Annotated in this window: 19 protein-coding genes; all 19 read left to right on the forward strand. The window is 39.8% G+C overall.

Features of this window, described 5'->3' with window-relative positions; translation table 11 throughout:
- The first annotated feature begins 318 nt into the window (after positions 1-318).
- The 19 genes from rfbF to V7L07_RS08630 all read left to right on the forward strand — a co-directional run bounded on the left by rfbF (position 319) and on the right by V7L07_RS08630 (position 24,495).
- The gene (gene rfbF, locus V7L07_RS08540) at positions 319-1,092 is read left to right on the forward strand and encodes a glucose-1-phosphate cytidylyltransferase (RefSeq protein WP_334699096.1); all 774 of its coding nucleotides are present in this window, start codon (positions 319-321) and stop codon (positions 1,090-1,092) included.
- Between the two features lie 165 nt (positions 1,093-1,257).
- The gene (gene lhgO / locus V7L07_RS08545) at positions 1,258-2,472 is read left to right on the forward strand and encodes an L-2-hydroxyglutarate oxidase (protein WP_335056837.1); all 1,215 of its coding nucleotides are present in this window, start codon (positions 1,258-1,260) and stop codon (positions 2,470-2,472) included.
- A gap of 448 nt (positions 2,473-2,920) precedes the next feature.
- The gene (locus V7L07_RS08550; protein WP_179065986.1) at positions 2,921-3,949 is read left to right on the forward strand and encodes an NAD-dependent epimerase/dehydratase family protein; all 1,029 of its coding nucleotides are present in this window, start codon (positions 2,921-2,923) and stop codon (positions 3,947-3,949) included.
- Between the two features lie 185 nt (positions 3,950-4,134).
- A complete protein-coding gene (locus V7L07_RS08555; RefSeq protein WP_179065987.1) occupies positions 4,135-5,403 on the forward strand; it encodes a class I SAM-dependent methyltransferase in 1,269 nt (422 codons plus the stop codon).
- A 187-nt stretch (positions 5,404-5,590) separates the two neighbouring features.
- Complete coding sequence (locus V7L07_RS08560) at positions 5,591-6,544, forward strand: glycosyltransferase family 2 protein (protein WP_335056839.1); 954 nt, start codon at positions 5,591-5,593, stop codon at positions 6,542-6,544.
- 79 nt (positions 6,545-6,623) lie between these two features.
- Positions 6,624-7,631 (forward strand): glycosyltransferase family 2 protein, encoded by a 1,008-nt coding sequence (locus V7L07_RS08565; protein WP_335056841.1) that lies wholly within the window; start codon positions 6,624-6,626, stop codon positions 7,629-7,631.
- Positions 7,632-7,673: 42 nt separating this feature from the next.
- Positions 7,674-8,519, forward strand: a complete 846-nt coding sequence (locus tag V7L07_RS08570; protein WP_335056843.1) for a phytanoyl-CoA dioxygenase — start codon at positions 7,674-7,676, stop codon at positions 8,517-8,519.
- A 152-nt stretch (positions 8,520-8,671) separates the two neighbouring features.
- Positions 8,672-9,229 (forward strand): dTDP-4-dehydrorhamnose 3,5-epimerase, encoded by a 558-nt coding sequence (rfbC, locus tag V7L07_RS08575; RefSeq protein WP_335056845.1) that lies wholly within the window; start codon positions 8,672-8,674, stop codon positions 9,227-9,229.
- A 217-nt stretch (positions 9,230-9,446) separates the two neighbouring features.
- On the forward strand, positions 9,447-10,673 hold the full coding sequence (locus tag V7L07_RS08580; protein WP_335056846.1) for a glycosyltransferase: 1,227 nt from the start codon (positions 9,447-9,449) through the stop codon (positions 10,671-10,673).
- A gap of 320 nt (positions 10,674-10,993) precedes the next feature.
- Positions 10,994-12,307: an NAD(P)H-dependent oxidoreductase gene (locus tag V7L07_RS08585; protein WP_335056848.1), complete on the forward strand. Its 1,314-nt coding sequence runs from the start codon at positions 10,994-10,996 to the stop codon at positions 12,305-12,307.
- Between the two features lie 302 nt (positions 12,308-12,609).
- On the forward strand, positions 12,610-13,710 hold the full coding sequence (locus tag V7L07_RS08590; protein ID WP_335056850.1) for a glycosyltransferase: 1,101 nt from the start codon (positions 12,610-12,612) through the stop codon (positions 13,708-13,710).
- A gap of 124 nt (positions 13,711-13,834) precedes the next feature.
- Positions 13,835-16,066 carry a GumC family protein gene (locus V7L07_RS08595; protein WP_335056851.1) on the forward strand — a complete coding sequence of 744 codons (2,232 nt, stop codon included), beginning with the start codon at positions 13,835-13,837 and terminating at the stop codon, positions 16,064-16,066.
- 367 nt (positions 16,067-16,433) lie between these two features.
- Complete coding sequence (locus V7L07_RS08600) at positions 16,434-16,631, forward strand: hypothetical protein (protein ID WP_335056853.1); 198 nt, start codon at positions 16,434-16,436, stop codon at positions 16,629-16,631.
- A 346-nt stretch (positions 16,632-16,977) separates the two neighbouring features.
- Positions 16,978-17,709: a heterocyst development glycosyltransferase HepC gene (gene hepC, locus V7L07_RS08605; RefSeq protein ID WP_335056855.1), complete on the forward strand. Its 732-nt coding sequence runs from the start codon at positions 16,978-16,980 to the stop codon at positions 17,707-17,709.
- Between the two features lie 247 nt (positions 17,710-17,956).
- The gene (hepA, locus tag V7L07_RS08610) at positions 17,957-19,807 is read left to right on the forward strand and encodes a heterocyst formation ABC transporter subunit HepA (RefSeq protein ID WP_335056857.1); all 1,851 of its coding nucleotides are present in this window, start codon (positions 17,957-17,959) and stop codon (positions 19,805-19,807) included.
- Between the two features lie 182 nt (positions 19,808-19,989).
- Positions 19,990-21,150 (forward strand): glycosyltransferase family 4 protein, encoded by a 1,161-nt coding sequence (locus tag V7L07_RS08615; RefSeq protein WP_335056859.1) that lies wholly within the window; start codon positions 19,990-19,992, stop codon positions 21,148-21,150.
- Positions 21,151-21,314: 164 nt separating this feature from the next.
- Positions 21,315-22,307, forward strand: coding sequence for a glycosyltransferase family 2 protein (locus tag V7L07_RS08620; protein WP_335056861.1), 993 nt, complete (start codon positions 21,315-21,317; stop codon positions 22,305-22,307).
- Positions 22,308-22,445: 138 nt separating this feature from the next.
- Positions 22,446-23,648: a glycosyltransferase family 4 protein gene (locus V7L07_RS08625; RefSeq protein WP_335056863.1), complete on the forward strand. Its 1,203-nt coding sequence runs from the start codon at positions 22,446-22,448 to the stop codon at positions 23,646-23,648.
- Positions 23,566-24,495, forward strand: a complete 930-nt coding sequence (locus tag V7L07_RS08630) for a glycosyltransferase family 2 protein (RefSeq protein ID WP_335056865.1) — start codon at positions 23,566-23,568, stop codon at positions 24,493-24,495. The genes V7L07_RS08625 and V7L07_RS08630 overlap by 83 nt, the downstream gene beginning before the upstream one ends.
- Positions 24,496-24,510: the final 15 nt, after the last annotated feature.

Consider the following 24,510-nt stretch of genomic DNA (forward strand, 5'->3'; position numbering starts at 1 on the left):
AAGATTTTAATTTATATTTCCTTTATAATTTTGCCGGAAATTACAGTTAGATTATTGACGGAGAAAAAGAAATCAGAAATCAATTTTCCTCCATCTAAGTGCATCCTCTTCATATCGATAAAGTTAACCAATTTTAGATTTTAGGTTTGCGGTTTGGGATTAGTCATTGAACGTCACGAGCGTCAGAGTAGATTTATTACACCCACTTTCAGAGCAGGGTATGTACCAAAAAACTCTTTTAATCTAAAATCCAAAATCCAAAATCTGAAATTGGCACGGTCAAATAATTATATCCCTACAAATCTCCGAGGTAATTGCATGAAAGCGGTGATTTTGGCTGGAGGTCTTGGTACACGCCTCAGTGAAGAAACTAGTATCAGACCCAAGCCGATGGTTGAAATTGGTGGTAAGCCAATTCTCTGGCACATCATGAAAACTTACTCAGCCCACGGCATTAATGACTTCATCATTTGTTGTGGTTACAAAGGTTACGTCATTAAAGAGTATTTTGCTAACTACTTTTTACACATGTCAGATGTTACCTTTGACATGCGCTTTAACCAGATGAATGTGCATTCTGGTTATGCAGAACCCTGGCGCGTCACCTTAGTAAATACGGGTGATAATACCATGACAGGCGGACGCTTAAAGCGAATCAGCGAGCATCTTGGTAATGAGACTTTTTGCTTTACTTATGGTGATGGTGTAAGTAATATTAATATCACAGAGCTAGTTAACTTTCACAAACAGCAAAAGAGCTTAGGAACACTCACAGCCGTTCAACCAGCCGGACGTTTTGGTGCTATTTCTTTAGGATATGAGCAAACCAAAATCACCAGCTTTCGGGAAAAGCCGGAAGGTGATGGAGCTTGGATTAATGGCGGTTATTTTGTGTTAGAACCAGAAGTAATCAACTTAATTGCTGATGACTCTACAGTGTGGGAGCAAGAGCCATTAGAAAAGCTAGCTGATATGGAACAGCTATCTGCTTTCAGACATGATGGATTTTGGCAACCAATGGATACTTTACGCGATAAAAACTATCTCGAAGGGCTGTGGAAAAACAATCAGGCTCCTTGGAAGGTATGGTAAGGGGATTGGGAGCTGGGGACTGGGGATTGGGGATTGGGAAGATTTGAATGAAGATTCACATCCAAACCAAATCTTACTCATATTTTCTTACCCAGTACCCAGTACCCATTACCCAATCCCAAATAACTTTATAGATTTACTGTAATTTGAAGTGCGATAATACTAATGTATGATTTTGCGGTTATAGGTGGGGGAATAGTTGGACTCTCGACAGCGTTGGCTTTAGGAAAACGCTATCCCAATGCCCGGATTTTAGTACTAGAAAAAGAGAGTCAATGGGCATTTCACCAAACAGGCAATAATAGCGGGGTAATTCATTCTGGTATTTACTACAAACCAGGAAGTTTCAAAGCTAAATTTTGTCGTGATGGTTCTCGCTCAATGGTAGAATTTTGCCAAGAGCATGGAATTGACCATGACGTTTGTGGGAAAGTGATTGTCGCAACTGAAGAACAAGAGCTACCACGCTTAGAAAATCTCTACAAACGTGGCTTAGATAATGGCATAGAAGTCCAGAGAATCAGCCCCGAAGAAGTCAAGGAAATTGAACCTCACGTAAGATGTGTAGGTGGAATTCGGGTATACTCAACTGGCATTGTTAATTACAAGCAAGTTTGTTTCAAATATGCCCAGCTAATTCAACAGCAGGGTGGAGATTTACACCTCAATACAAAAGTCCTGAAAATCTCTGCAAGTGGTAAAAATCAGGTATTGCAAACAAACAAGGGTAACTTTGAAACCCGCTTTGTAATTAATTGTACTGGATTGCATAGCGATCGCACCGCCAAACTAGGTCAAGTTGAACCCCAAGCCAAAATTGTCCCATTCCGGGGAGAATACTACGAACTCACCCCAGAAAAACGCTATCTGGTCAAGACATTAATTTACCCAGTTCCCAATCCAGATTTCCCCTTCCTGGGTGTCCACTTCACCCGAATGATTGATGGTAGCGTCCATGCAGGGCCAAACGCGGTTCTATCGCTCAAACGCGAAGGTTACAAAAAAACCGACTTTGACTTACGGGATTTTCTGGAAGTTATCACCTATCCAGGTTTTTGGAAGTTAGCAGCCAAACACGCTGATGAAGGTATCCAAGAAATCATTCGTTCCTTTAGCAAAGCAGCCTTCACCAGAAGTTTGCAAAAACTAATTCCCGAAGTTCAAGCAGAAGACCTAGTTCCCACCCATGCAGGTGTTCGCGCTCAAGCCTTAATGAACGATGGCAAGCTTGTAGACGACTTTTTGATTGTTTCTGGTCAAAACTCCATTCATGTTTGCAATGCTCCTTCTCCGGCTGCCACATCTTCTCTAGAAATTGGCAAAGCGCTTGTGGCAGAAATTCCGCAACTTTCCCATCTAAATAGTGTGGTAACTGCATAGATAACATCGTTATTATTTCCGGGACTGTTGAATTAAGGGATGAATCTTGTATAGTGAGCATCTTTTCTCTACCTGCCTAGAAATACAAGAGACTGGTAAGATACCCATCCCACAAGATAAAAAGTGTAGTGCATCAATTAAGAACCGCTATAGGTGCTACCCAATGGGTTAGTCGGCAAACTGTGTAATGATTGTTAGCCGAATTATACATAGCACTTCTGGTTTTAGTCCAATGACCTAACCCCCAACCCCTTCCCTACAAGGGAATGGGAGTAAGATTCAAAACCTCTCTCCTCTTAGGAGAGAGGAATGGAAGTGAGGTCGAGTTATTGCATACAAACGAAAAATATAGCGGTTCCCTCTTAGATGCAACACCCTATAGGGCGAATATCTGTGCGTCCCTACTAAACGAAGAATTTAACTCATCAATACAAAGGCATTAACCACAATGAAAATATTAGTAACTGGCACAGAAGGCTATCTAGGTTCATTATTACCCCCTCTGTTAATTGAACGAGGACATGAAGTTATTGGTCTAGATACCGGCTTCTATAAAGTTGGTTGGCTTTACAACGCGAGTGGCGTAACACCCAAAACCCTCAACAAAGATATCCGCAACATCACCCCTGATGATTTGGAAGGTATTGAAGCCATAGTCCACATGGCAGAACTCTCCAACGACCCAGCCGGACAATTGGCACCAAATATTACCTACGAAATTAATCATGTAGGTTCAGTTCGTCTAGCTAGTCTGGCTAAGGCTATGGGTGTGCGTCGCTTCGTATATATGTCTTCGTGCAGTGTCTACGGTGTTGCTACCGCAGGTGATGTCACAGAAGAATCCCCAGTGAATCCCCAAACAGCCTACGCAGAATGCAAAACTCTCGTAGAAAGAGATGTCAGACCACTCGCTGACGATGACTTCTCTCCCACCTTTATGCGGAATGCTACAGCCTTTGGTGCTTCCCCCAGAATGCGTTTTGATATTGTTTTAAACAACTTAGCTGGGTTGGCATGGACTAGCAAAGAAATCAAAATGATTAGTGATGGTACACCTTGGCGGCCATTAGTCCACGCATTGGATATTTGCAAAGCCATAGTCTGCACCTTAGAAGCACCACGCGATATTGTACATAACCAAATCTTCAATGTGGGAGATACAGCAAATAACTATCGCGTTAAAGAAATCGCAGAAATTATTGCTGATATTTTCCCCGATTGTAAATTGTCCTTTGGTGACAACGGCGCAGATAACCGCAGTTATCGCGTATCCTTCGAGAAAATCAACACAATCTTACCTGGATTTAAGTGTGATTGGAATGCCCGACTTGGTGCCCAGCAGCTATTTGATTTATTTAGTCAAATACACATGGCTGAAGATACTTTCTTGTTTAGAGGATTTACTCGCTTAAAACAGCTAGAGTATCTGATTCGGACAGAGCAAATTGACAAAGATTTCTTCTGGAATAAAAAGTAGCTAGAGTTAGCTATTAGTGTGTAAATAAAAATTTAATTGTAGGAAATAGTCGTAATTCCTGTTTTGTAAATCAGGTATAAGCCACAAACCTATAAGAGTAAAATATACACACTAATAGCAACAAAAAAAGGTTTTTCAGACTTATTTTATCCACCAAATTATTTGCAATCAGTGACTTGAAAATTATGGCGATCGCAAAATGTCGTTTTAGTGGTCAACCTCTGCACCAAACCTTTATTGATCTAGGAATGTCACCTTTAGCCAATGCTTATCTTAGAGCAGAACAGCTAAATAATGCCGAAAAATTTTATCCTCTCCACGCTTATGTATCTGAAGACACTCTCTTAGTTCAATTAGAACAATTTGAAACTCCAGATCATATTTTTAGTGACTATGCTTATTTTTCTTCTTACTCGGTCAGTTGGCTAAAACATGCTAAAGCCTATACTGATATGATGGTAGAAAAGTTCAACTTTAATCATCATAATCAAGTTATTGAAATTGCCAGTAACGACGGCTACTTACTGCAATATTTTTTAGAGAAGGGAATCCCCGTTTTAGGCATAGAACCAGCGGCAAATATTGCCAAGGTTGCTGAAGACAGAGGCATTCCTAGTATCAACAAGTTTTTTGGAGTCGAAACAGCCAAAGAACTCGTGATACAAGGAAAACTAGCTGACCTTTTGATCGGTAATAATGTTTTAGCTCATGTACCGGATCTAAATGATTTTATCGCTGGGATGAAACTCATCCTCAAACCTAATGGTATTTTGACGATGGAGTTTCCTCACATCTTACAACTGATTCAAAAAAATCAGTTTGATACGATTTATCATGAGCATTTTTCTTACTTCTCATTCCTGACTATTGAGAAAATTTTTGCAGCACACAATTTGCAACTTTTTGACGTAGAAGAATTATCAACTCATGGTGGTTCACTAAGAATTTATGCCAAACATAACTCCGCCGATCATATCAGCATTAGTGAACGAGTTAGCCATTTGAAAGCTAAGGAAATTGCTGCTGGACTACATCGTATGGAGACTTACATTACATTTGGAGAAAAAGCCAAAGAAACAAAGCATAAGCTATTAAATTTTCTCTTAAAAGCTAAAGCAGAAGGTAAATCAATCGCTGGCTATGGCGCACCAGCTAAAGGCAATACATTGCTGAATTACTGTGGAATTGGAAAAGATTTTATTGATTACACAGTAGATTCCAATCCTTATAAACAGGGACTATTTTTACCTGGTACTCATATTCCTATCTTTGAACCAGATAAAATCCGTGAAACCAAACCAGATTATGTCCTAATTTTACCTTGGAATCTCAAGGAAGAAATTATGGAACAAATGGCATTTATTGGTGAATGGGGTGGACAGTTTGTCGTACCCATTCCTGAAGTAAAAATTTATCCCTGTCCTATTCCGGATAGGCTTTTAATAGCGTCGTAATTACTAAAGAGAAGCAAAAACGCCTCTTATTACTTACTAATAATTGAACTTTTTTGAGTAATTAAAAGGCGCATCTCTTATAAAAGTTATGTCGTCAAATCGCAAATAACTCAATTGCAAAGCAGCTTTTTAATTACTTAGTCTGCTGTTAATACTGGTTCTTCTTAACTACAGAGTTGAGCTTAATATGAATAAATTGCTGACCATTGCTATTCCAACATTCAATCGCGCCCAGCTTTTAGACAAACAACTTACTTGGTTAGCCAAATCTATTAAAGGCTTTGAGTCTGACTGTGAAATCTTTATTTCTGATAATTGCTCTACAGATAATACCCAAGAAGTAATTAAAAAATGGCAGATAATTCTCAGTAATGTAAAATTTACGTCAAATAGAAATAGTGAAAATATTGGCGTAATGGGTAATATTGCTTGTTGTTTAAAAGCCCCAACTAGTAAATATATTTGGACAATTGGTGATGACGATCCAATCCAGGAGAGAACTTTAGGGTATGTATTAACAACACTAAAAAAACATTCAGATTTAGCACTAATGTTTTTAAATTTCTCTGGTCGCCAAAAACGAACGGGTCAACTTGTTGTAGAACGCTGGTTAAATAGCGATCGCGACGAACTAAGAGTTGATGGTAAAACTGTATTTCAAAGTTATCTAAACGAAAACTTTGGTGGTGTACTTTTTATATCAGCAGCAATTTATCGCACAGATTTAGTACAACGCGCTTTACAAAAGTGGCCATCTGCTACTAGTAATTGGGCATCTCAAGCATATTGGACTGCATTTTGCGCTGCTCATGGAAGTGTCATTATCACTAAAGACACTTATTTAGAATGTACTATGGGTGCTAGTCTTTTGGATCTTGATCCAACATGGAACTTTAGAATGCGATATGCGTTCATACCTGAAGTTTATATAAAACTACTAAAGGTAGGATATCCTCATAAGTTTTGTCAGAAAATGATTTGGCAGAATTTCCAACAAAAAACTGACTTGAAAATCTTATTAGGTGCTTTAAAACGCTGGCCTTTATTGACAATTAAGACATTTATTCCTTACCTAAGTTTTTTAAGTATATCAGCTTGGGCAATTCTTTTTCCACCCAAACAGCTAGAGAATAGCCTGTAGCTTAGTGTGTTAATTGCCAAGTTATTGTTCTTGGCGATAACCACTCATATATCAATTTTATTAACTACTATTTCTTACCATGCCTAAATTACTGACCATTGCTATACCCACTTATAATCGTGCTGAGTTACTTGATAAACAGTTAGCATGGCTAGCTCAAACTATCAAAGGTTTTGAAGATGATTGTGAAATTTTAGTTTCTGATAATTGTTCTACAGACAATACTCAAGAGGTGATAAAAAAATGGCAAGCAACACTTAGTAATATCACATTTAAATCAAATAAAAATCCTAAAAATTTAGGCGTTGTCAAAAATATCATGTATTGCCTAAATTCTACAATAACAAAATATGTTTGGACAATTGGTGATGATGACCCGATTCAAGATAGAGCCATTGCTTATGTAATTAGCAAGCTCAAGCAATATGAAGATTTATCCTTATTGTTTCTCAACTTTTCCGGTCGCAACCAAATTACTGGTGAAGCAGTTCATCCACCCACAATTGTTGGTAATCGCTGGTTTGATATAGATAGTGAAGAAGGTGATGGTGATGGTAAAGCTATATTTGAGCATTGTTTCTCAAAAAGTGTCGGTGCAGTCATTTTTCTGACTGCTACAATCTACCGCACTGATTTAGTGAAACGCGCTCTCCAAAATTGGCAAGATGCTGAAAATAACTGGATATCTTTAGCATATTTAGCTGGGTATTGTGCTGCTAATGGTCGTGCAATTGTCACGAAAGAGACTTATTTAGAATGTGTTGTTGGTGTGAGTTATTGGCAGAAAGAGCCAAAGTCTGCACTATTAATGCAATACAAACACATACCCGAAGTGATTTTGAAATTGGAGCAGAGTGGATATTCTAAGCAGTTTTGTAGGCGAATGCTTTTGCAAAATGGCAAAGAAGTCAACTTGAAAGTTTTCTTGGGTGCTTTAAGAAGATGGCCTATGTCAGCAATTAAGACAGTAGTTCCATTTTTGGCTTTAGTCAGTTTGTGTGCTTTTGATGTGATGGTTTCTAAAGAATTTACTTTAGCAGAATCAGGTGAAATATCTACTCAAGAAGTACAGAGCTATAAGCCATAATCTACTGATAAATTTACATCAAAACTAGAAGGGATTAACACCATGCTTAGTGTAATTAAACGCAAAATATCTACACTATCTTCTGACTTAGAATATTATATAGCACGTTGGAAGCATAGCAAAAATCTACCAGCATTGGAAGGACGCGATCGCAAAATCCTTAATGCTCTCAAAAAAGATGGCGTTTATGCCACAACTCTGGCAGATTTGGGATTAAACTCTAGCTCCGAACTGCTCAAAGCTGCTTACCATCAATTGTCTCAGATGGAAAATCCCAACAACGACCATCTAGATGAAAAATTACCACAAATTTCTACAGTTACAGGCTTACCAGAATTTTATGCCTGGGGAATGGAGAAAAGGCTACTCAACATCATCGAAAATTATATTGGTCTTCCTATTGCTTTTCATGGTGTACATTTACGTAAAGATTTCAAGAGCAAACATCAGTTTGGTACATTACTATGGCATAGCGATGCCGAAGACCGTCGCATTATCAAAATCTTTATTTACTTGAGTGATGTAGAAGAAAAAACTGGGCCTTTTCAATACATTCCCCGCTCTTTAACTTCCTTGTTTAGTTGGAATTATATTCAGCTTTTCTACAAACTTTGGAAGTCAGGCTATATGGGTATCGATGATGAAGAAGTAAAACCAGTCATCCCCAAATCAGCTTGGAAATCCTGCCCAGGCCCAGCAGGTACAGTTCTGATTGTAGATACGAAAAATACTTTGCATCACGGCACAGTCCGCACAGAAGACCGGTCAACACTATTCTTTTGTTACACCGCAAATCCTCCCGAAAGACCAGACCTCTGCACCCAATACTGGGATGATACTTATCCCAGAGCAGAGTTACGTTCTGCATCAGATGTAATGTCTGTTTAGGGACTAATTATTTACTGTGGAGTGGGCATCTTGCCCGCATTTGGTTACTGGGCAGGCGAGACACCACCCCACAAAATTGGATAATTTATTTCTTGGAAATCCTTTAATCTGCGGACATTCTAAGACTCAACATTAATCTCAAAGGAATCATCATGATTTTCACCGAAACCGCACTCAAAGACGCATTCATTATTGACTTAGAAGAAAAGCCAGACCACCGTGGTTTTTTCGCTCGGTCTTTCTGCGCTCAAGAATTTGAAGCACACGGATTAAAGCCAACAGTTGCTCAATGTAACCTGTCTTTTAACTACAAAAAAGGCACTATCCGAGGAATGCACTATCAAATTCTGCCAGCAGCAGAAACGAAATTGATTCGCTGTACTAAAGGCGCTATTTATGACGTAATTATTGATATGCGTCCTGAATCTCCTAGCTTTTTATCACACATTGGTGTAGAGCTAACCCCAGAAAACCGCCGTGCTTTGTATGTTCCAGAAATGTTTGCTCATGGCTATCAAGCACTCACAGATGAGACTGAAGTCGTATATCAAGTGGGTGAATTTTACACCCCAGGATATGAAAGAGGTTTACGCTATGACGATCCATTCTTTAACATTGATTGGCCTCTAGATGTAACTGAAATATCTCAGAAAGATTTAAATTGGCCTTTGTTGAGAATGATGACTGTTGGCGGTACAGCTTCTAGATAAATTTAAACTCTTTATCTACACCTCCATCTGATACCCATTTCTTTCTTTCTTTCTTTCTTTCTTTCTTTCTTTCTTTCTTTCTTTCTTTCTTTGTGTCCTTTGCGCCCTTCGCGGTAGCCTGCGGCAAGCCGCTCTGCGTCTACGTTCCTCATATAGTTTGATGCATCTTCATACTAATTCTGTATGAAGAAAAAATAATTAACTTAGGTAGAAATAAATGCCAAATAATATTCTATCTCGTGTTGGAAATACTATCTCTTTCGTCTCCAACAAAGTCCAGGCTCGGATCAATTACGCTAAGACATTACAGGTTGTTTCCCTAAAGACTAAACAGCCTTTCAAAGGAAATGCACTTCTTTCTTATCGGATTGAACCATTTCTCATCAAACCAGGTCAGGCTGTGCCCAATGACCAGAGTTGGAACTGGGAATGTCTACTAATCGCCCAAACTTTTTTAGACATGGGCTATAACGTTGACGTTATCCAGTTCCACAATGATAAATTCGTTCCTCAAAAAGACTACGCATTTTTCATTGATATCCGTCATCGGCTAGAAGCACTTGCACCAAAGCTGAATAAAGATTGCATCAAAATTTTCCACGTTGACATTGCTAATATGATCTTTCGCAATGCAGCAGAATGCAACAGACTTCTAGAACTCCAACAACGCCGAGGAATTACCTTACGTCCACAGCGATTTGAAACACCCAACTTAGGAATTGAATATGCCGATTACGCTACTGTATTAGGCAACAATTTCACAGTTGATACATTCAAATATGCTAACAAACCAATGTATCGCATTCCCATTTCTTCATCACTTGTTTATCCCTCTCCTGACGAGAAAGATTTTGAAGCGGTAAGAAAGAATTTTATCTGGTTTGGTGGTAGCGCTTTAGTTCTCAAAGGATTAGACTTGGTTTTAGATGCCTTTGCCCAAATGCCGGAATACCATTTAACAGTTTGTGGACCGGTAAGCAATGATAAAGAGTTTGAACGAGCTTTCTATAAAGAACTGTATGAAACACCAAATATCCATACTTATGGGTGGATTGATGTTAGTAGCCCTGACTTTTTAAAGATTACAAATAATTGTTTAGGACTTGTTTATCCTTCCGTTTCTGAGGGACAGGCAGGTGCAGTAATCACTAGCTTGCAAGCCGGCTTAATTCCGATTTTAAGCTATGAATCTGGTGTGGATGTTCATGATTTTGGTGTCATTTTCGATAATCTTTCCCTTGAAGAAATTCAGGCGAAAGTTAGAAGTATTTCCAATTTACATGCTGAAGACCTCAAGCTGATGTCTTTGAAGGCATGGGAATACGCAAGAGCAAATCATACCAAAGAAAAGTTTGCCCAAGCCTACAGAAATGCTGTGGAGCAAATTATCGAAAATCACAGCCAGAAAAAACAGACATCTAGCAAACAACTGGTTAGCATTTAGCCCTGGCGATTAGAAATCGCACGCCAGTTGCTCATGGGGGAAACCCCCTTGGCGCTAGCCTCTCCCTTTGGGAGAAGACCGCACTGGCTTGGCTATACAAACCTAGACGCTTTGCGGCTTCCCGTAGGGTAGTTAAGGAAAAATTAAGGGTTTTAAACCCACCTCCGTGGGTTTTGCCTGTGTAGCCGTGACTTCTAGTCGTTTGGTTTAAGATGTCGCTAACACCAAATGTACTTAATATTTAGCTGTAATAAATTATTAAGTGCAAAATTATCGAGAATTTGTAACACAACAAACAGTTCCAAAAAGGAGTTTAGTTCATGATTATTATCGATCGCGCCTTACAAGCTCGTGCAGCAGCAGGAAATCCTATCAAAGTGGGAATGATTGGTGCTGGTTTCATGGGTCGAGGAATTGCCAACCAAATTGTCAATTCAGTGCCAGGAATGGAGTTAGTTGCTATCTCCAATCGTCAGATTGATGCAGCTAAACAAGCTTATTCGGAAGCAGGAATTGAAGATATTCAAGTTGTTGCAACTGTCAGCGAATTAGAAGATGCGATCGCTAACGGTAAATATGCAGTCACAGAAGACGCTAAATTACTGTGTCGGGCCGAGGGCATCGATGCATTAATCGAAGTCACAGGTGCAGTAGAATTTGGCGCTCACATCGTTATGGAAGCGATCGCCCACCGCAAACATGTGATCATGATGAATGCCGAACTCGACGGCACTATTGGCCCCATCCTGAAAGTGTATGCCGACAAAGCAGGCGTCATTCTCAGCGCTTGTGATGGCGATCAGCCAGGGGTACAAATGAACCTTTACCGCTTTGTGAAAAGCATTGGTTTAACTCCGTTATTATGCGGTAACATTAAAGGACTCCAAGACCCTTATCGCAATCCCACCACCCAGGAAGGATTTGCTAAACGTTGGGGTCAAAAGCCCCACATGGTGGCTAGCTTCGCTGACGGAACCAAAATTTCCTTTGAGCAAGCGATCGTTGCCAATGCCACAGGCATGAAAGTTGCCAAACGGGGAATGCTGGGATATAACTTCAACGGTTATGTCGATGAAATGGCCCATATATATGATGTTGAACAACTCAAAGAACTGGGCGGCATTGTCGATTATGTAGTTGGAGCAAAACCAGGCCCAGGCGTATATGTATTTGCCACTCACGACGACCCCAAGCAACAGCACTATCTCAATTTATACAAATTAGGCGAAGGCCCGCTTTACAACTTCTATACTCCTTATCACCTCTGTCATTTTGAAGTTCCCTTGTCCGTAGCGCGTGCTGTTCTCTTTGGTGATGCCGTTATGTCTCCACTAGCAGGCCCGCTAGTAGATGTTGTCACCACTGCCAAAATCGACCTGAAAGCAGGAGAAACCTTAGATGGCATCGGCTACTACATGACTTACGGACAATGTGAAAATTCCGATATCGTCCAACAGCAAAATCTTCTACCAATCGGTCTAGCTGAAGGGTGCCGCCTCAAACGAGATATTTCTAAAGATCAAGTCCTCACTTATGAGGATGTAGAATTACCCGAAGGCAGACTTTGCGACCAACTACGAACTGAGCAAAACAATTATTTCGCTCCAGAAAAAATCTTAGTAGCGGTTGGATAATATCGGTTCTAAAGATATTTGCGAGAAATGAATTGGCTGTAGGGGCGTACAGCTTTATGCCCCTAATACGTTTCGGATCAGATCCCCCCGCCTGCGGCGACCCCCTTAAGAAGGGGGTAAAAATTACAAAAAGCCCCCCTTTTTAAGGGGGGTTGGGGGGATCTCCGAGGCCCCTACCAACGTATTTGTCGCCAGAATTTCGTCAAGAGGATAGGAAGCTATACTGCGGGACACTAAAGTTGTTGATAGTAACTTGCTGGGGAGCGTTTAAACAACCCCGATCGAAACTTTAGGTCAAATTCATGAAAATTGCTCTCGTCCACGATTATTTAACCCAGCGAGGTGGGGCAGAGCGTGTGTTTGAACTGCTTTGTAAGCGCTATCCTGAAGCAGATATTTTCACATCTTTGTACGATCCCCAAAAAACTATTGATCTAGGCGATCGCATCGTTAATACAACCTTCTTACAAAAGATTCCTGGTGCAGCAAAATATTTTAGGTCAATGGCTCCTCTATATTTTCCTGCCTTTCGTGCTTTGGATCTGCAAGACTACGATTTAATTATTAGCAGTAGCACCAGCTTTGCCAAAGCAGTGCGAAAAAACCCCAATGCTCGCCACATTTGTTTTTGTCATAATGTCACCCGTTTTTTATGGGATACAGCAACTTATTTAAGAGAGTACGGAGACTATAGATATTTTGCTCCTTTAATCGAACAAGTATTTCAATTAATGAGAAAGGTAGACCTGAAATATGCACAGGAGCCTGACCTTTACATTGCTAACTCTAGTGTTGTTGCCCGCCGGATTGAAAATATCTATGGCAAAAAGGCAATGATGGTAAATTATCCAATTGATACTAGTAAATTTGTTTTTTCAGATATAAAAGATGAATATTATCTGGCCTCCGCTCGGATGATCAGTTATAAGCGACTTGATATAATAGTCGAAGCTTTTAATTGGTTAGGGTGGCGGCTATTAATATCTGGTGACGGGCCTGAACTTGCACGGTTAAAATCCAAAGCATTACAAAATATTGTGTTCTTAGGACACGTAAGTGATAGAACCCGCAAAGACTTGTTTTCCAAAGCCAAGTCTATTATTGTCGCAGCCTTAGAAGACTACGGATTAGTGCCAGTAGAGGCTAATGCTAGCGGCACACCAGTCATCGCATACGGAGCAGGTGGAGTATTAGATACTCAAATCCCAGGTGAAACAGGAGTCTTTTTCAAAAGGCAAACACCCGAATCTCTACAACTTGCATTACTAGAAGCCAACGGCATTTCTTGGGATTACGATCGCATCCGTAATCATGCAGTAGCAAATTTTTCAGAGAATGCTTTCTTTGGTAAGGTTGAGCAAATTATTAACCAAGCTTGTGGCGTGCATCAATTATTCATTTGATTTCTGAATCTCTTTCCACTATAAGATTACCTATTTATTTTCTCTCTCGTCTTTAGCGGTTTGTAAAAAATAGGTATTCTTCGGAGAATCTCTTAGCGTAAATCTCGAAGACAAGGATATAAAAGTGGTTCAAACTAGTCTAAATCCTCAGATAACTCCCGCTGCTGAAAGTGAACCAAGTTACGGACAAATGTTTGCCGTATTTGTGCGGAGATTTCCGTGGTTCTTAGCAGTATTAATTAGTTGTATTGCTATTGCTAGCATAGTAACTGTAAAGACCAAGCCTACTTATAAAAGTTCTATGCAGCTGCTAGTAGAACCTAACTATCAAGGTAAAACGGAGGGTGGTGCTGGGGTAGATAACCAGTTTACTGACTCTAATGTGGTCATAGATACTGCCACCCAGCTTAACTTGATGCAAAGTTCAGGACTTATCCAAAAAGCAGTTGATAAACTTCAGTCTGATTATCCAGATATAACTTCAGGTGAAATTAAAGCTTCTTTGGTCTTAACTCAATTAAGGAGCAAAGAAGATAATGTCGCTACAAAAATCTTTCAAGTTGAATACACTGCTGGAGATCCAGAAAAGACCCAAAAAGTTCTGGGTGCAATTCGCCAAGTTTATGTCGAATATAACAAACAACAACAGAATTCGCGTTTACAAAAAGGTCTGCAAATTATCAGGGAACAGTTAAGTAAAGCCAGTGAAGAAGTAAACGCAGCTGAGACAAATTTACAAAGATTTCGGAGAAATCAAAACTTAATCGATCCAGAGTCACAAGCCAAAGCGATTGAAACAGCTTTGAACAATATTGCCCAAGAACGACAGACAACTCGTGCCCAGTATGGGGAAGCTTTGGCACGCCAAAAATCTTTAGAAGAACAACTTAACCGTTCTCCTCAAAATGCTCTAGTTGCTTCTCGTTTGAGTCAGTCTACTCGCTATCAAAGCTTACTGAACGAAATTCAAAAAAGCGAACTGGCACTAGCACAAGAACGCTTACGCTTTACAGATGAAACTCCGAGTGTGCAAAAGCTCAAAGAACAACTCCAAGGACAAAAGGAATTATTGCAACAAGAGGTAGGAAGAACTTTAGGCGGAAAGTCTTCTGGTGCATTCACTTCTGGAGATTCTCTTCTCGAACGAGGACAACTTGGCCAAATTGATCTCAGCCTTGCTGGTCAGCTAGTGGAAACGCAAACCAATATAGTTGCTTTAACTGCTCGCGATCAAAGTTTGGCTCAAAAAGAAAACGAGCTACGTTTTGAAATCAAACGTTTCCCGCCTCTGTTGGCTTATTATAATCGGATGCTACCACAGTTGCAATTTAGTCGTGAAAGATTGGAGCAACTTTTAAGAGCAGAACAGCAATTACGGCAAGAACTTTCCAAAGGTGGATTTAATTGGGAAGTGGTGGAAGATCCTCAAAAAGGCGCACAATTGGGCCCCAATCTCCAGCAGAATTTACTGTTAGGTGCTGTAGTTGGGTTAATGTTAGGAGGTATTGCTGCCTTTATTCGGGAATCGGCTGATGATGCAGTTCACACCACTGCTGAATTAGAGAAGCAAATGGCCATGCCGTTATTGGGAACAACCCCCAAATTACCGCCAGCCAAACCCAAAGAATCAATGATCAAGTTGCCTTTTGGCAAGCCAGAAGTTCTCGCCCCCTGGACGATTCAGGTATTGCAATCTCCACCGCGTTGGGAATCGCTGGATCTGATTTACAAAAACATTGAACTTTTAAATACTGTTACTAATTTAAAATCTTTGATGATTACTTCGGCTTTAGCCGATGAGGGTAAATCAGCTTTGGCGCTGGGTTTGGCGATGAGTGCTGCCCGTTTACACAAAAGGGTACTGCTGATTGATGCCAATTTACGCGACCCCAGTTTGCACGAACAACTGAATCTTCCTAATGAACAGGGACTTTCAACTCTATTGGCGAGTGATACAACTCTACCCAACCAAATTAGTCTTCAATACTCAGGTTCCGCCTACATCGATATTTTGACTGCTGGTCCCAAACCTGCCGACCCCGCAAATCTGTTGAGTTCCCCACGAATGATGCAATTAATGGCAGCATTTGAGGAAAACTATGATTTGGTACTCATAGATGCTCCCCCAGTTCTCGGCTTGGTGGATGCCATGCTGACTGCATCATCTTGCCGTAGCGTGGTCATGGTGGCAAGCATTGGTATTGTGACACGAAGTCAGCTTACTCAAGCGACAGCGATGTTGAGTAAGTTAAATCTGATTGGGGTTGTAGCTAATGGGGTATCAAACTCTAGTATTAATTACGTACCCAATATCAAACAACAGCAATTAGCTCTACGTCAAGCTGTAGAAAAGTAGCTAGTACTGCTAGATGATAAATCCCCGACTTCTTTGAGAAGTCGGGGATTTTGCGTTTCGTATTTGTAACCAAAATTTCATTTTGTTGCAATCAGGAAAAATTAAGTATATTTATGCTATCTTTACTGGTTTTCAGAGAAATCACTGGCTCTTTAAAGAGTAAATAAAGAATTTATTTGAGCGATCGCTATTTCTACATAGTCTTATATTCTAGAGATTAAAGCACTTCCATAAAGGTTAGAACACAACTCTAGACTAGTTTTGGGCAATCTATCGACACAATGAACACCTTAGCCTAATTAAACATAGATATAAATTCATGGGTAATTTACCTCTACACTTTAGCATACTCAGTACTGAGTTATGAGTGCTGAGTTTTGAAGTTGAGTACTCAGTACTTTCGCACTATGGTAAACGCCCCGCCCCTCTGGTGCGTCCGCTGCGCGAACGTGGGTGGTCTTTTAACTCAGCACGGGCTAAACGCCCCGCTACCGCTAACGGAACTCAGAACTCAGCACTCTTCATTACTGTCAGTAGTTCCCGGAAAATCATGATTTACCCATGAATGTTAATAGTAGCGTTAAGAAGTAAAAAGCAAAAAGATAATCCCCATAAATAAATTTAGTTGCTCTCAAACGATTTTTCTTTTTCTTTCTTTTGCCTTTTAACTTTTTACTTTTGCCTTGTTCGGTGACTGCTACATATCTAATTAGTATCTGTCTAATTTGTACATCTCTACACCAGCAGAATTCTGCACAATAAATGCTTGGCTGAGTGGTAAATAATAACATATTTTGCCCTCAATTATCTCCAACTTTTTGGAGTTACAACAAGATTTGGATTTGGGTCTTTGGCATTGATAGCCTTTGATAACTCCTCAGCAATTCACTCCTGTATAATCCCAAAGACTTATGGCAACTTCAGTAATTCCAACTCTAGAGAATTTATATGATGTAACCCAGCAACAGCAAGGTAATCGCTCTGGGTACTGCACACTCCAGTGGCGACGGGGTAAGCTTTTGGTGAAGCCGCTTGGACGAGTTAAACAACCATATCTACCTGCATTAGATAATAAGCGATCGCTAGTAGAATGCTTACAACATTCTCCTGTAAGTTTGGTAAGCATAGATGCAAAACTGGGTGAAACTTTACTCAGGTTTTGGGCGGATGCGTGTGAAGAAGCTCAAAAACCAATATTTCTCAGCTTACCTGCTAGCAAGAAACTGCCTAACCAACCCTGGAGAAAATTACAGCGACTAATTGATTGGATTGCTGCTTTCGTCTTACTGCTATTAGTAAGTCCAGTCATATTGGGATTGATTGTATTAATGCAGGTTTATTCACCAGGATCAGTTTTTTGTCGTGAATGGCGTGTTGGAGAACGGGGTAAATTTTTTCGAGCAATTAGGTTTTGCACAACTACAAAGCATAACATCACACCATTAGGGCGTTGGATGCATAAATATGGCCTTGACAATTTGCCACAGTTATTTAACGTTCTGCGTGGTGACATGAGTTTGACCGGTTCTTGTTGTTGGACTTTGGAAGATGCAGTACAGCTAAATAAACTACCAGAAATTACAGCTTCATGGGAAGTAGAACCACAGTCTCACCTGTTACATCTAGATAGCCAAACACTGTAATTTTCTGTGCGGTAATTGATGATTTCATTTACCGCACTGAGGCGAAAACAAAAATTGCTCACGTAGAATCTATAGCACAATACATTTCAGTTAAGCTTCTCTTCCTTTGTGTCCTTTGCGGTAGTCTGCGGCAAGCCGCTCCGCGTCTACGTTAAAAAAAATCACATTGACAAAGAAAAAACCCTTAAGCGAACTGTATTGATCTATAGCAGTCTATCTACCTTGCCAAACTATTATTATAAAATTCATGAATTTGAATCTTCCACAAGCACTCAGTAATCTGCTCAAAGCTACTAGCTTCTGGCAGGATAACTATTTGATATTGCGAGAATTTAAACACTTTCGCAAAATTGCCATTTTAGCTCTGGTATTCTCGATTTTTGCAGCGACCTTTGAAGGCGTGAGTATTGGTTTTTTACTTTCCTTCTTGCAAAGTTTAACTAGCCCCAATGCTCAACCTGTCCAAACAGGAATAGCTTGGTTTGATATTTGGATTTTAGGAGCTAAAACATCAGCAATTAATCGTTTATACCGTGTATCTTTGCTGATTTTATTGAGTACTTGGTTACGTGCCGCCTTCAATTATTTTTCTCAAGTTTATACTGAATTATCTCAACTACATCTTGCCGATCGCTTACGTAAGCAAATTTTTGAACAATTACAATCCTTATCACTCAGTTACTTTGCCAAAACTCGTTCTGGTGAACTAATTAACACAATTACCACAGAAATCGAAAGGATTAGACAGGGTTTCAGTGGCGGAGCATTTTTAGTAACTAGAGGACTAACAACCTTTGTCTACTTAATATCAATGTTTTTGATATCGTGGCAATTAACAGTAATTTCTGCATTACTATTCACACTTTTAGGTGTGGGGTTGTCAAATCTGAATGCTAGAGTCAGAGAATCAAGTTTTGGCATGACAACTGCTAATGCTAACTTTACATCAACAGCCATAGAATTTATTAATGGTATTCGTACTGTTCACACCTGTGGTACTCAAGAATTTGAGCGTCAGCGTTACTATAAAGCTAGCGATAAGGTAATCAGTACTACAACAAAAGTTGTGTTTACCTGGACACTCGTTAAGCCAATTGCTGAAGGGGTAGCGACTACAGTATTGATCGGAATGATTATTTTGGCTTTCACTAGCCTTGTAACTAACGGAACACTACAAGTTGCTTCTTTACTAACCTTTTTCTTTGTGCTATTTCGCTTCATCCCATTTGTGCAAGATATTAATGGCACGAGAGCATATCTCAGTACTTTGCATGGTTCAGCAGACAACATTAAAAATCTGTTGACAAGTGATAAAAAATATTACTTTCAAAATGGCAAAGTTGAGTTCAAGGGATTAAAAAGGTCAATAGATTTAGTATCTGTGGATTTTGGCTATGATGAAGAAAATCTAGTCTTGCATAATATTACCCTGACAATTGAAAAGGGAAAAATGACAGCATTAGTTGGAGCGTCTGGTGCTGGTAAAACAACTCTTGCTGATTTAATTCCTCGCTTTTATAATGCTACAGATGGATATCTTTACATCGATGAAGTTGATATACGCCAGTTTGAAATTAACTCCTTACGTCGTAAAATAGCTGTTGTCAGTCAGGATACTTTTATCTTCAATACTAATGTTTGGGAGAATATTTCTTACGGGACTCCAGAAGCGACTAATGATGAAATTCAAGCAGCTGCTAAACTAGCAAATGCATTAGAATTTATTTTGGAAATGCCCGAAGGTTTTGATACCCAATTGGGAGATAGAGGTGTTAGATTATCTGGAGGACAAAGACAGCGAATTGCTATCGCACGTGCCTTACTGCGGAACCCAGAAATCTTGATTTTAGATGAAGCAACTAGCGCACTAGATTCACTATCTGAGCGGTTAATTCAAGATTCATTAGAAAAGCTATCTGTAGGTAAAACAGTAATTGCGATCGCTCACCGTCTTTCTACCATTTCTAAGGCAGATAAAGTTGTAGTTTTAGAACAGGGAAGGATAGTAGAGCAAGGTAAATATCAAGAACTCTTGGAACTCAAAGGTAAGCTTTGGAAATATCATCAAATGCAGTATGAAGTAAGACCATTGGATTAGAAATAATATCCAATTGCCAAAGTACCCGCAACATGTTTATCGGCTGTAAATCTCTACAGCCGTAAATCTCTAACTATGTATCAGTAGTTTTTAAATAGTAAAATAACAGGTTTTTAAATACTTATTGTCTCTACAAATAAGTATTTAAAATTAATGCTCTATTCTTAAAAATAACAGGAAATATGTATCAGAAAACATTTGACAAAAACCTTGTTTATCAATGCTCCAATTTTAATGTCGGTGGAAGCGGAGGTGTTGAAACTTATTTAGCTTCTCTATTTGAACATCGACCACCTGATATTAGCGATCGCGTGTTAAAATCACTGAAAAATATCGATCAAAGCCAGTTCAAACTGCTGCACATCCACAGTCCAGATTTGCTATTGCAGCTTACAGGCGAATGTCCGACTATCTTCAGCGTTCATAATCACTCATTATACTGTCCTAGTGGCACAAAATACTTAGCAGGTCAGCAGACAGTCTGCGATCGCAACTTCTCTTACTTAGGATGTACCTGGGGTAAATTAGTAGATAAGTGTGGTAGCCGTAAACCCTTAAGAACTCTTAAAGAACTGCAAACCACTCATCAGTTTTTAGATGTATTAAAAAAGATAAAAATTACTTTTATTGCTAATAGCGAATATGTCCGGCAAGAGTTAATTAAAAATGGTGTACCTCCAGAACAAACTGTAACTCTACACTGTGGAATCTCTATACCACAAACAGCAACAGCACCTTTGAGTTTAGAAGTCCATCAAAATCATAGAATTTTATTTGCTGGACGGATTGTTTCTGATAAAGGTCTGGAATGGTTACTCAAAACCTTAATACATACAGACTCAAAAATTCAACTTGATATTGCAGGTGAAGGTTGGGAACGACCACGATTAGAAAAGTTAGCAAATACCCTTGGATTGAATAACCGGATCACTTGGCATGGTTGGTGCGATGCTGACAAATTAAATAAACTTTATCAACAGTGTTTTGCAGTTATCTTTCCCAGTGTTTGGCCTGAACCTGCTGGTCTTATAACTCTAGAATCTTATGCTCGTTATCGACCTGTAATTGCTAGTGCAGTCGGAGGGATTCCAGAACATTTACAAGATGCAGAAACGGGTATTCTTGTTCCAGCTAATGATATCCAAAAGCTGGCTGATGCTATTAATGAGTTGTATATAGATCATCCAAAAAGCCGATACATGGGTGAACAAGGTCATGCTTTATTGATGAAGGAATTTACAATGGCTGCTCATGTAAATAATCTCCGAAAAATTTATGCAAAAACAATAGCTGAATTTCCTGATAAAGCTAAAAAAATATATAGCATTTCTCAAGCTAAATAAAGTTTAGTTTGGTCAACATATTAATAGGATTTACGCAATAGCTCTCTGAAACCCTCTTCCCTTCGCGCCCTTTGCGTTCTTTGCGGTTCGTTCTTCCATAATTTTGCGTAAGTCCTGTATTAAATGGTGCATCTTTTATCTATGAAATATAAAGAGAGAAAAATATGTCATTGCATCAAGAATCCCAACAACCTTTAGTCAGCGTTATTATCCCCACCTATAATCGACCAGAGTATCTCAAGCAAGCGATCGCCAGTGCTATAAAACAAACTTATCAAAATATTGAAATTATTATTTCTGATAATTGTAGTTCAGAAAATCCCCAAGAACTCGTCGCATCTTTTGGTGATTCACGCATCAAATTTTGGCGACATCAGCAAAATGTGGGTATGTTAGCTAATCAGCTGCATGGCTTCAAGATGGCGCGAGGTAAATATGTTGCTAGTCTCCATGACGATGATATCTGGAATGAAGACTTTTTAGCAAAGCTTGTACCACTACTAGAAGCAAATTCTGATTTAATTATCGCTTTTTGTGACCAATATATCATAGATAGTAATGGCATAATTATTGATGTTGGAACTGAAGAAAATACACGTGCTTATAAGCGAGATAAACTAGCAAAAGGAATTCATCAACCTTTTTACAAAATTGGATTGGTAGATAAAAGCATACCTACCGCAGCATCTTGTGTGATTCGCAATAATTTTGTGAATTGGGATAGTATTCCCTCAGAAGTTGGCGGTATGTGGGATTTATATTTAGCTTATCTATGCTGTATATCTGGTCATGGCGCTTACTATTATCCAGAAAGATTGACGCGATATCGTGCCCATGAGCAAACTGATACTATGCTCAGTGGTAGTCGAGATGTGCAGGCAAAACTCCGCAAAGCTAAAAGCGAAATGTTTTGTTATCAAGTCTTTATGGAAGATGCTCGTCTACAAGAATTTAGAATTTATTTTCAACAAAAATGGTTGGAAGCTAATACCACTTTTGGAATTGGTTTGCTACGAAGTGAACAGATAGCAGCATCACGTCCTTATTTTTGGAAGACATTGAAAAAACAAAAGTTTAATGTCCGAACTCTGGCGGCATTTGGTCTGAGTTTTACTCCGCGTTTTTTAGCCAACAAGTTAATGCGAATATCGAAGTAATCGAGGAATTGCACCTAAGTTATAGAAGTTATCTTTTAAACTAACCGCAGAGACGCAGAGGGCACAGAGAGAATAAAAATATTTTCAATTTTTATTTTGCATCTTTATGTGAGTTTATATTACTAAGGAAGATAGTGTATGAAACTTTGTATTGTTACTCATAAAATCAAAAAAGGTGATGGTCAGGGGCGGGTAAACTACGAAGTTGCTCAGGAAGCAATTCGTCGTGGTCATGAACTGACATTATTAGCTAGTGAAGTTGCACCAGAGCTAGAAGATAATAGCCAAGTTAATTGGATTAAAATTCCAGTTAAAGGCTATCCTACGGAATTTGTACGTAATTTTATATTTGCCCAAAAAAGTGCAGATTGGTTACGTCAACATCGCTCTGATATTGATTTAGTTAAAGTCAATGGAGCAATTAACATGGCTGCGGCTGATGTGAATGCTGTACATTTTGTCCACAGTTCATGGTTGCGATCGCCTGTTCATATTTCCCGCGATCGCCGCGATTTATATGGTTTCTACCAATGGCTGTTTACGGCTTTTAATGCCCGTTGGGAAAAACAGGCTTTCCAAAAAGCGCAGGTTGTGGTGGCTGTGTCGGAAAAGGTAGCTCAAGAATTAGTCAACATTGGTGTACCGCGTTCTCGGATTCGGGTAATTGTCAATGGCGTTGACTTAGAAGAGTTTACCCCCGGTGAAAGCAATCGTCAAAAATTAGGTTTACCGGAGAATGTCACCTTAGCCCTGTTTGCCGGAGACATCCGCACACCTAGAAAGAATTTAGATACAGTTTTACACGCCTTGGTGCAAGTTCCCGATTTACATTTGGCGGTGGTAGGTCATATCGAAGGTAGTCCCTTCCCACAACTAGCGGCTTCTTTGGGGTTAAGCGATCGCGTGCATTTTGTCGGATTTCGTCGTGATATCCCCGAAATTATGCGGTCAGTAGATTTATTTATATTTCCTTCCCGATATGAAGCTTGTAGCCTCGTATTGTTAGAAGCACTTTCTTCAGGACTACCAGTAATTACTGCCACAGCTACCGGGGGTGCAGAGTTGGTGACGCCAGAATGTGGCATCGTTTTAACCGACTCAAATGATATCGATGCTTTGGCTGTGGCGATGATGTCCTTGGTAAGGGATTCTGCCCTAATGCAACAGATGAGTCAATCAGCTCGTTCTGTGGCAGAACAACACAGCTGGACTACTATGGCTCAAACTTATGTGGATCTATTCGAGGAGTTAAGCAAGAATGCGGAACACCGTTCTGATACCAACTTATCGCCGTCCACAAGACTTATCACGCTGCCTTTTGGCGCTACAAGAGCAAACTAAACCAGTCGATCAGGTGATAGTGGTTGTCCGCGATACAGATGTAGAAACTTGGCAATTTCTGGCGCAACTAAACACAGACAAATTGCCACTGCATACTGTGAAAGTAACTGAACCTGGGGTAGTAGCAGCCCTCAACGCCGGACTAGCAGCAGTGGAGGGCGATATTGTTTCCATTACTGATGATGATGCCGCACCTCACCCCGATTGGTTGGAGCGCATCGCCGCTTACTTTACCTGTGATAGTCGTCTCGGCGGTCTGGGAGGGCGTGATTGGATACACCACGGCAGCAAACTAGAAGACGAATCCCGCCCAGTAGTGGGACAGTTGCAATGGTTTGGGCGAGTCATTGGCAACCATCATCTGGGAGTGGGAGAACCCCGCGAAGTGGATATTCTCAAGGGCGTAAACATGAGTTTTCGTACCCAAGCAATCGGACGATTACGTTTTGACGAGCGAATGCGCGGTACTGGAGCGCAGGTACACTTTGAGATGGCGTTTACTCTGACATTAAAGCGGGCTGGTTGGAAGATAATTTACGATCCTAACGTTGCTGTAGATCATTATCCAGCACAACGTTTTGATGAAGATCAGCGAAATAACTTTAATGAAATTGCCTTTATTAATTTAGTCCATAATGAAACCTTAGTTATACTAGAGCATTTGCCATTTATCCGCCGGATTGTATTTTTATTTTGGGCAGTATTAGTGGGTACATGCGATAGTTTGGGTTTAGTACAATGGCTGAGATTTTTACCTAGCCAAGGGCAGTTGGCAGGGAAAAAGTTATTAGCATCTTGGCGTGGACGGTGGCAGGGATATAAACAATTCGTAATTCGTAATTCGTAATGAATTCAATTTTTT

This window comes from Nostoc sp. (assembly GCF_036916985.1).
Lineage (GTDB): Bacteria > Cyanobacteriota > Cyanobacteriia > Cyanobacteriales > Nostocaceae > Nostoc.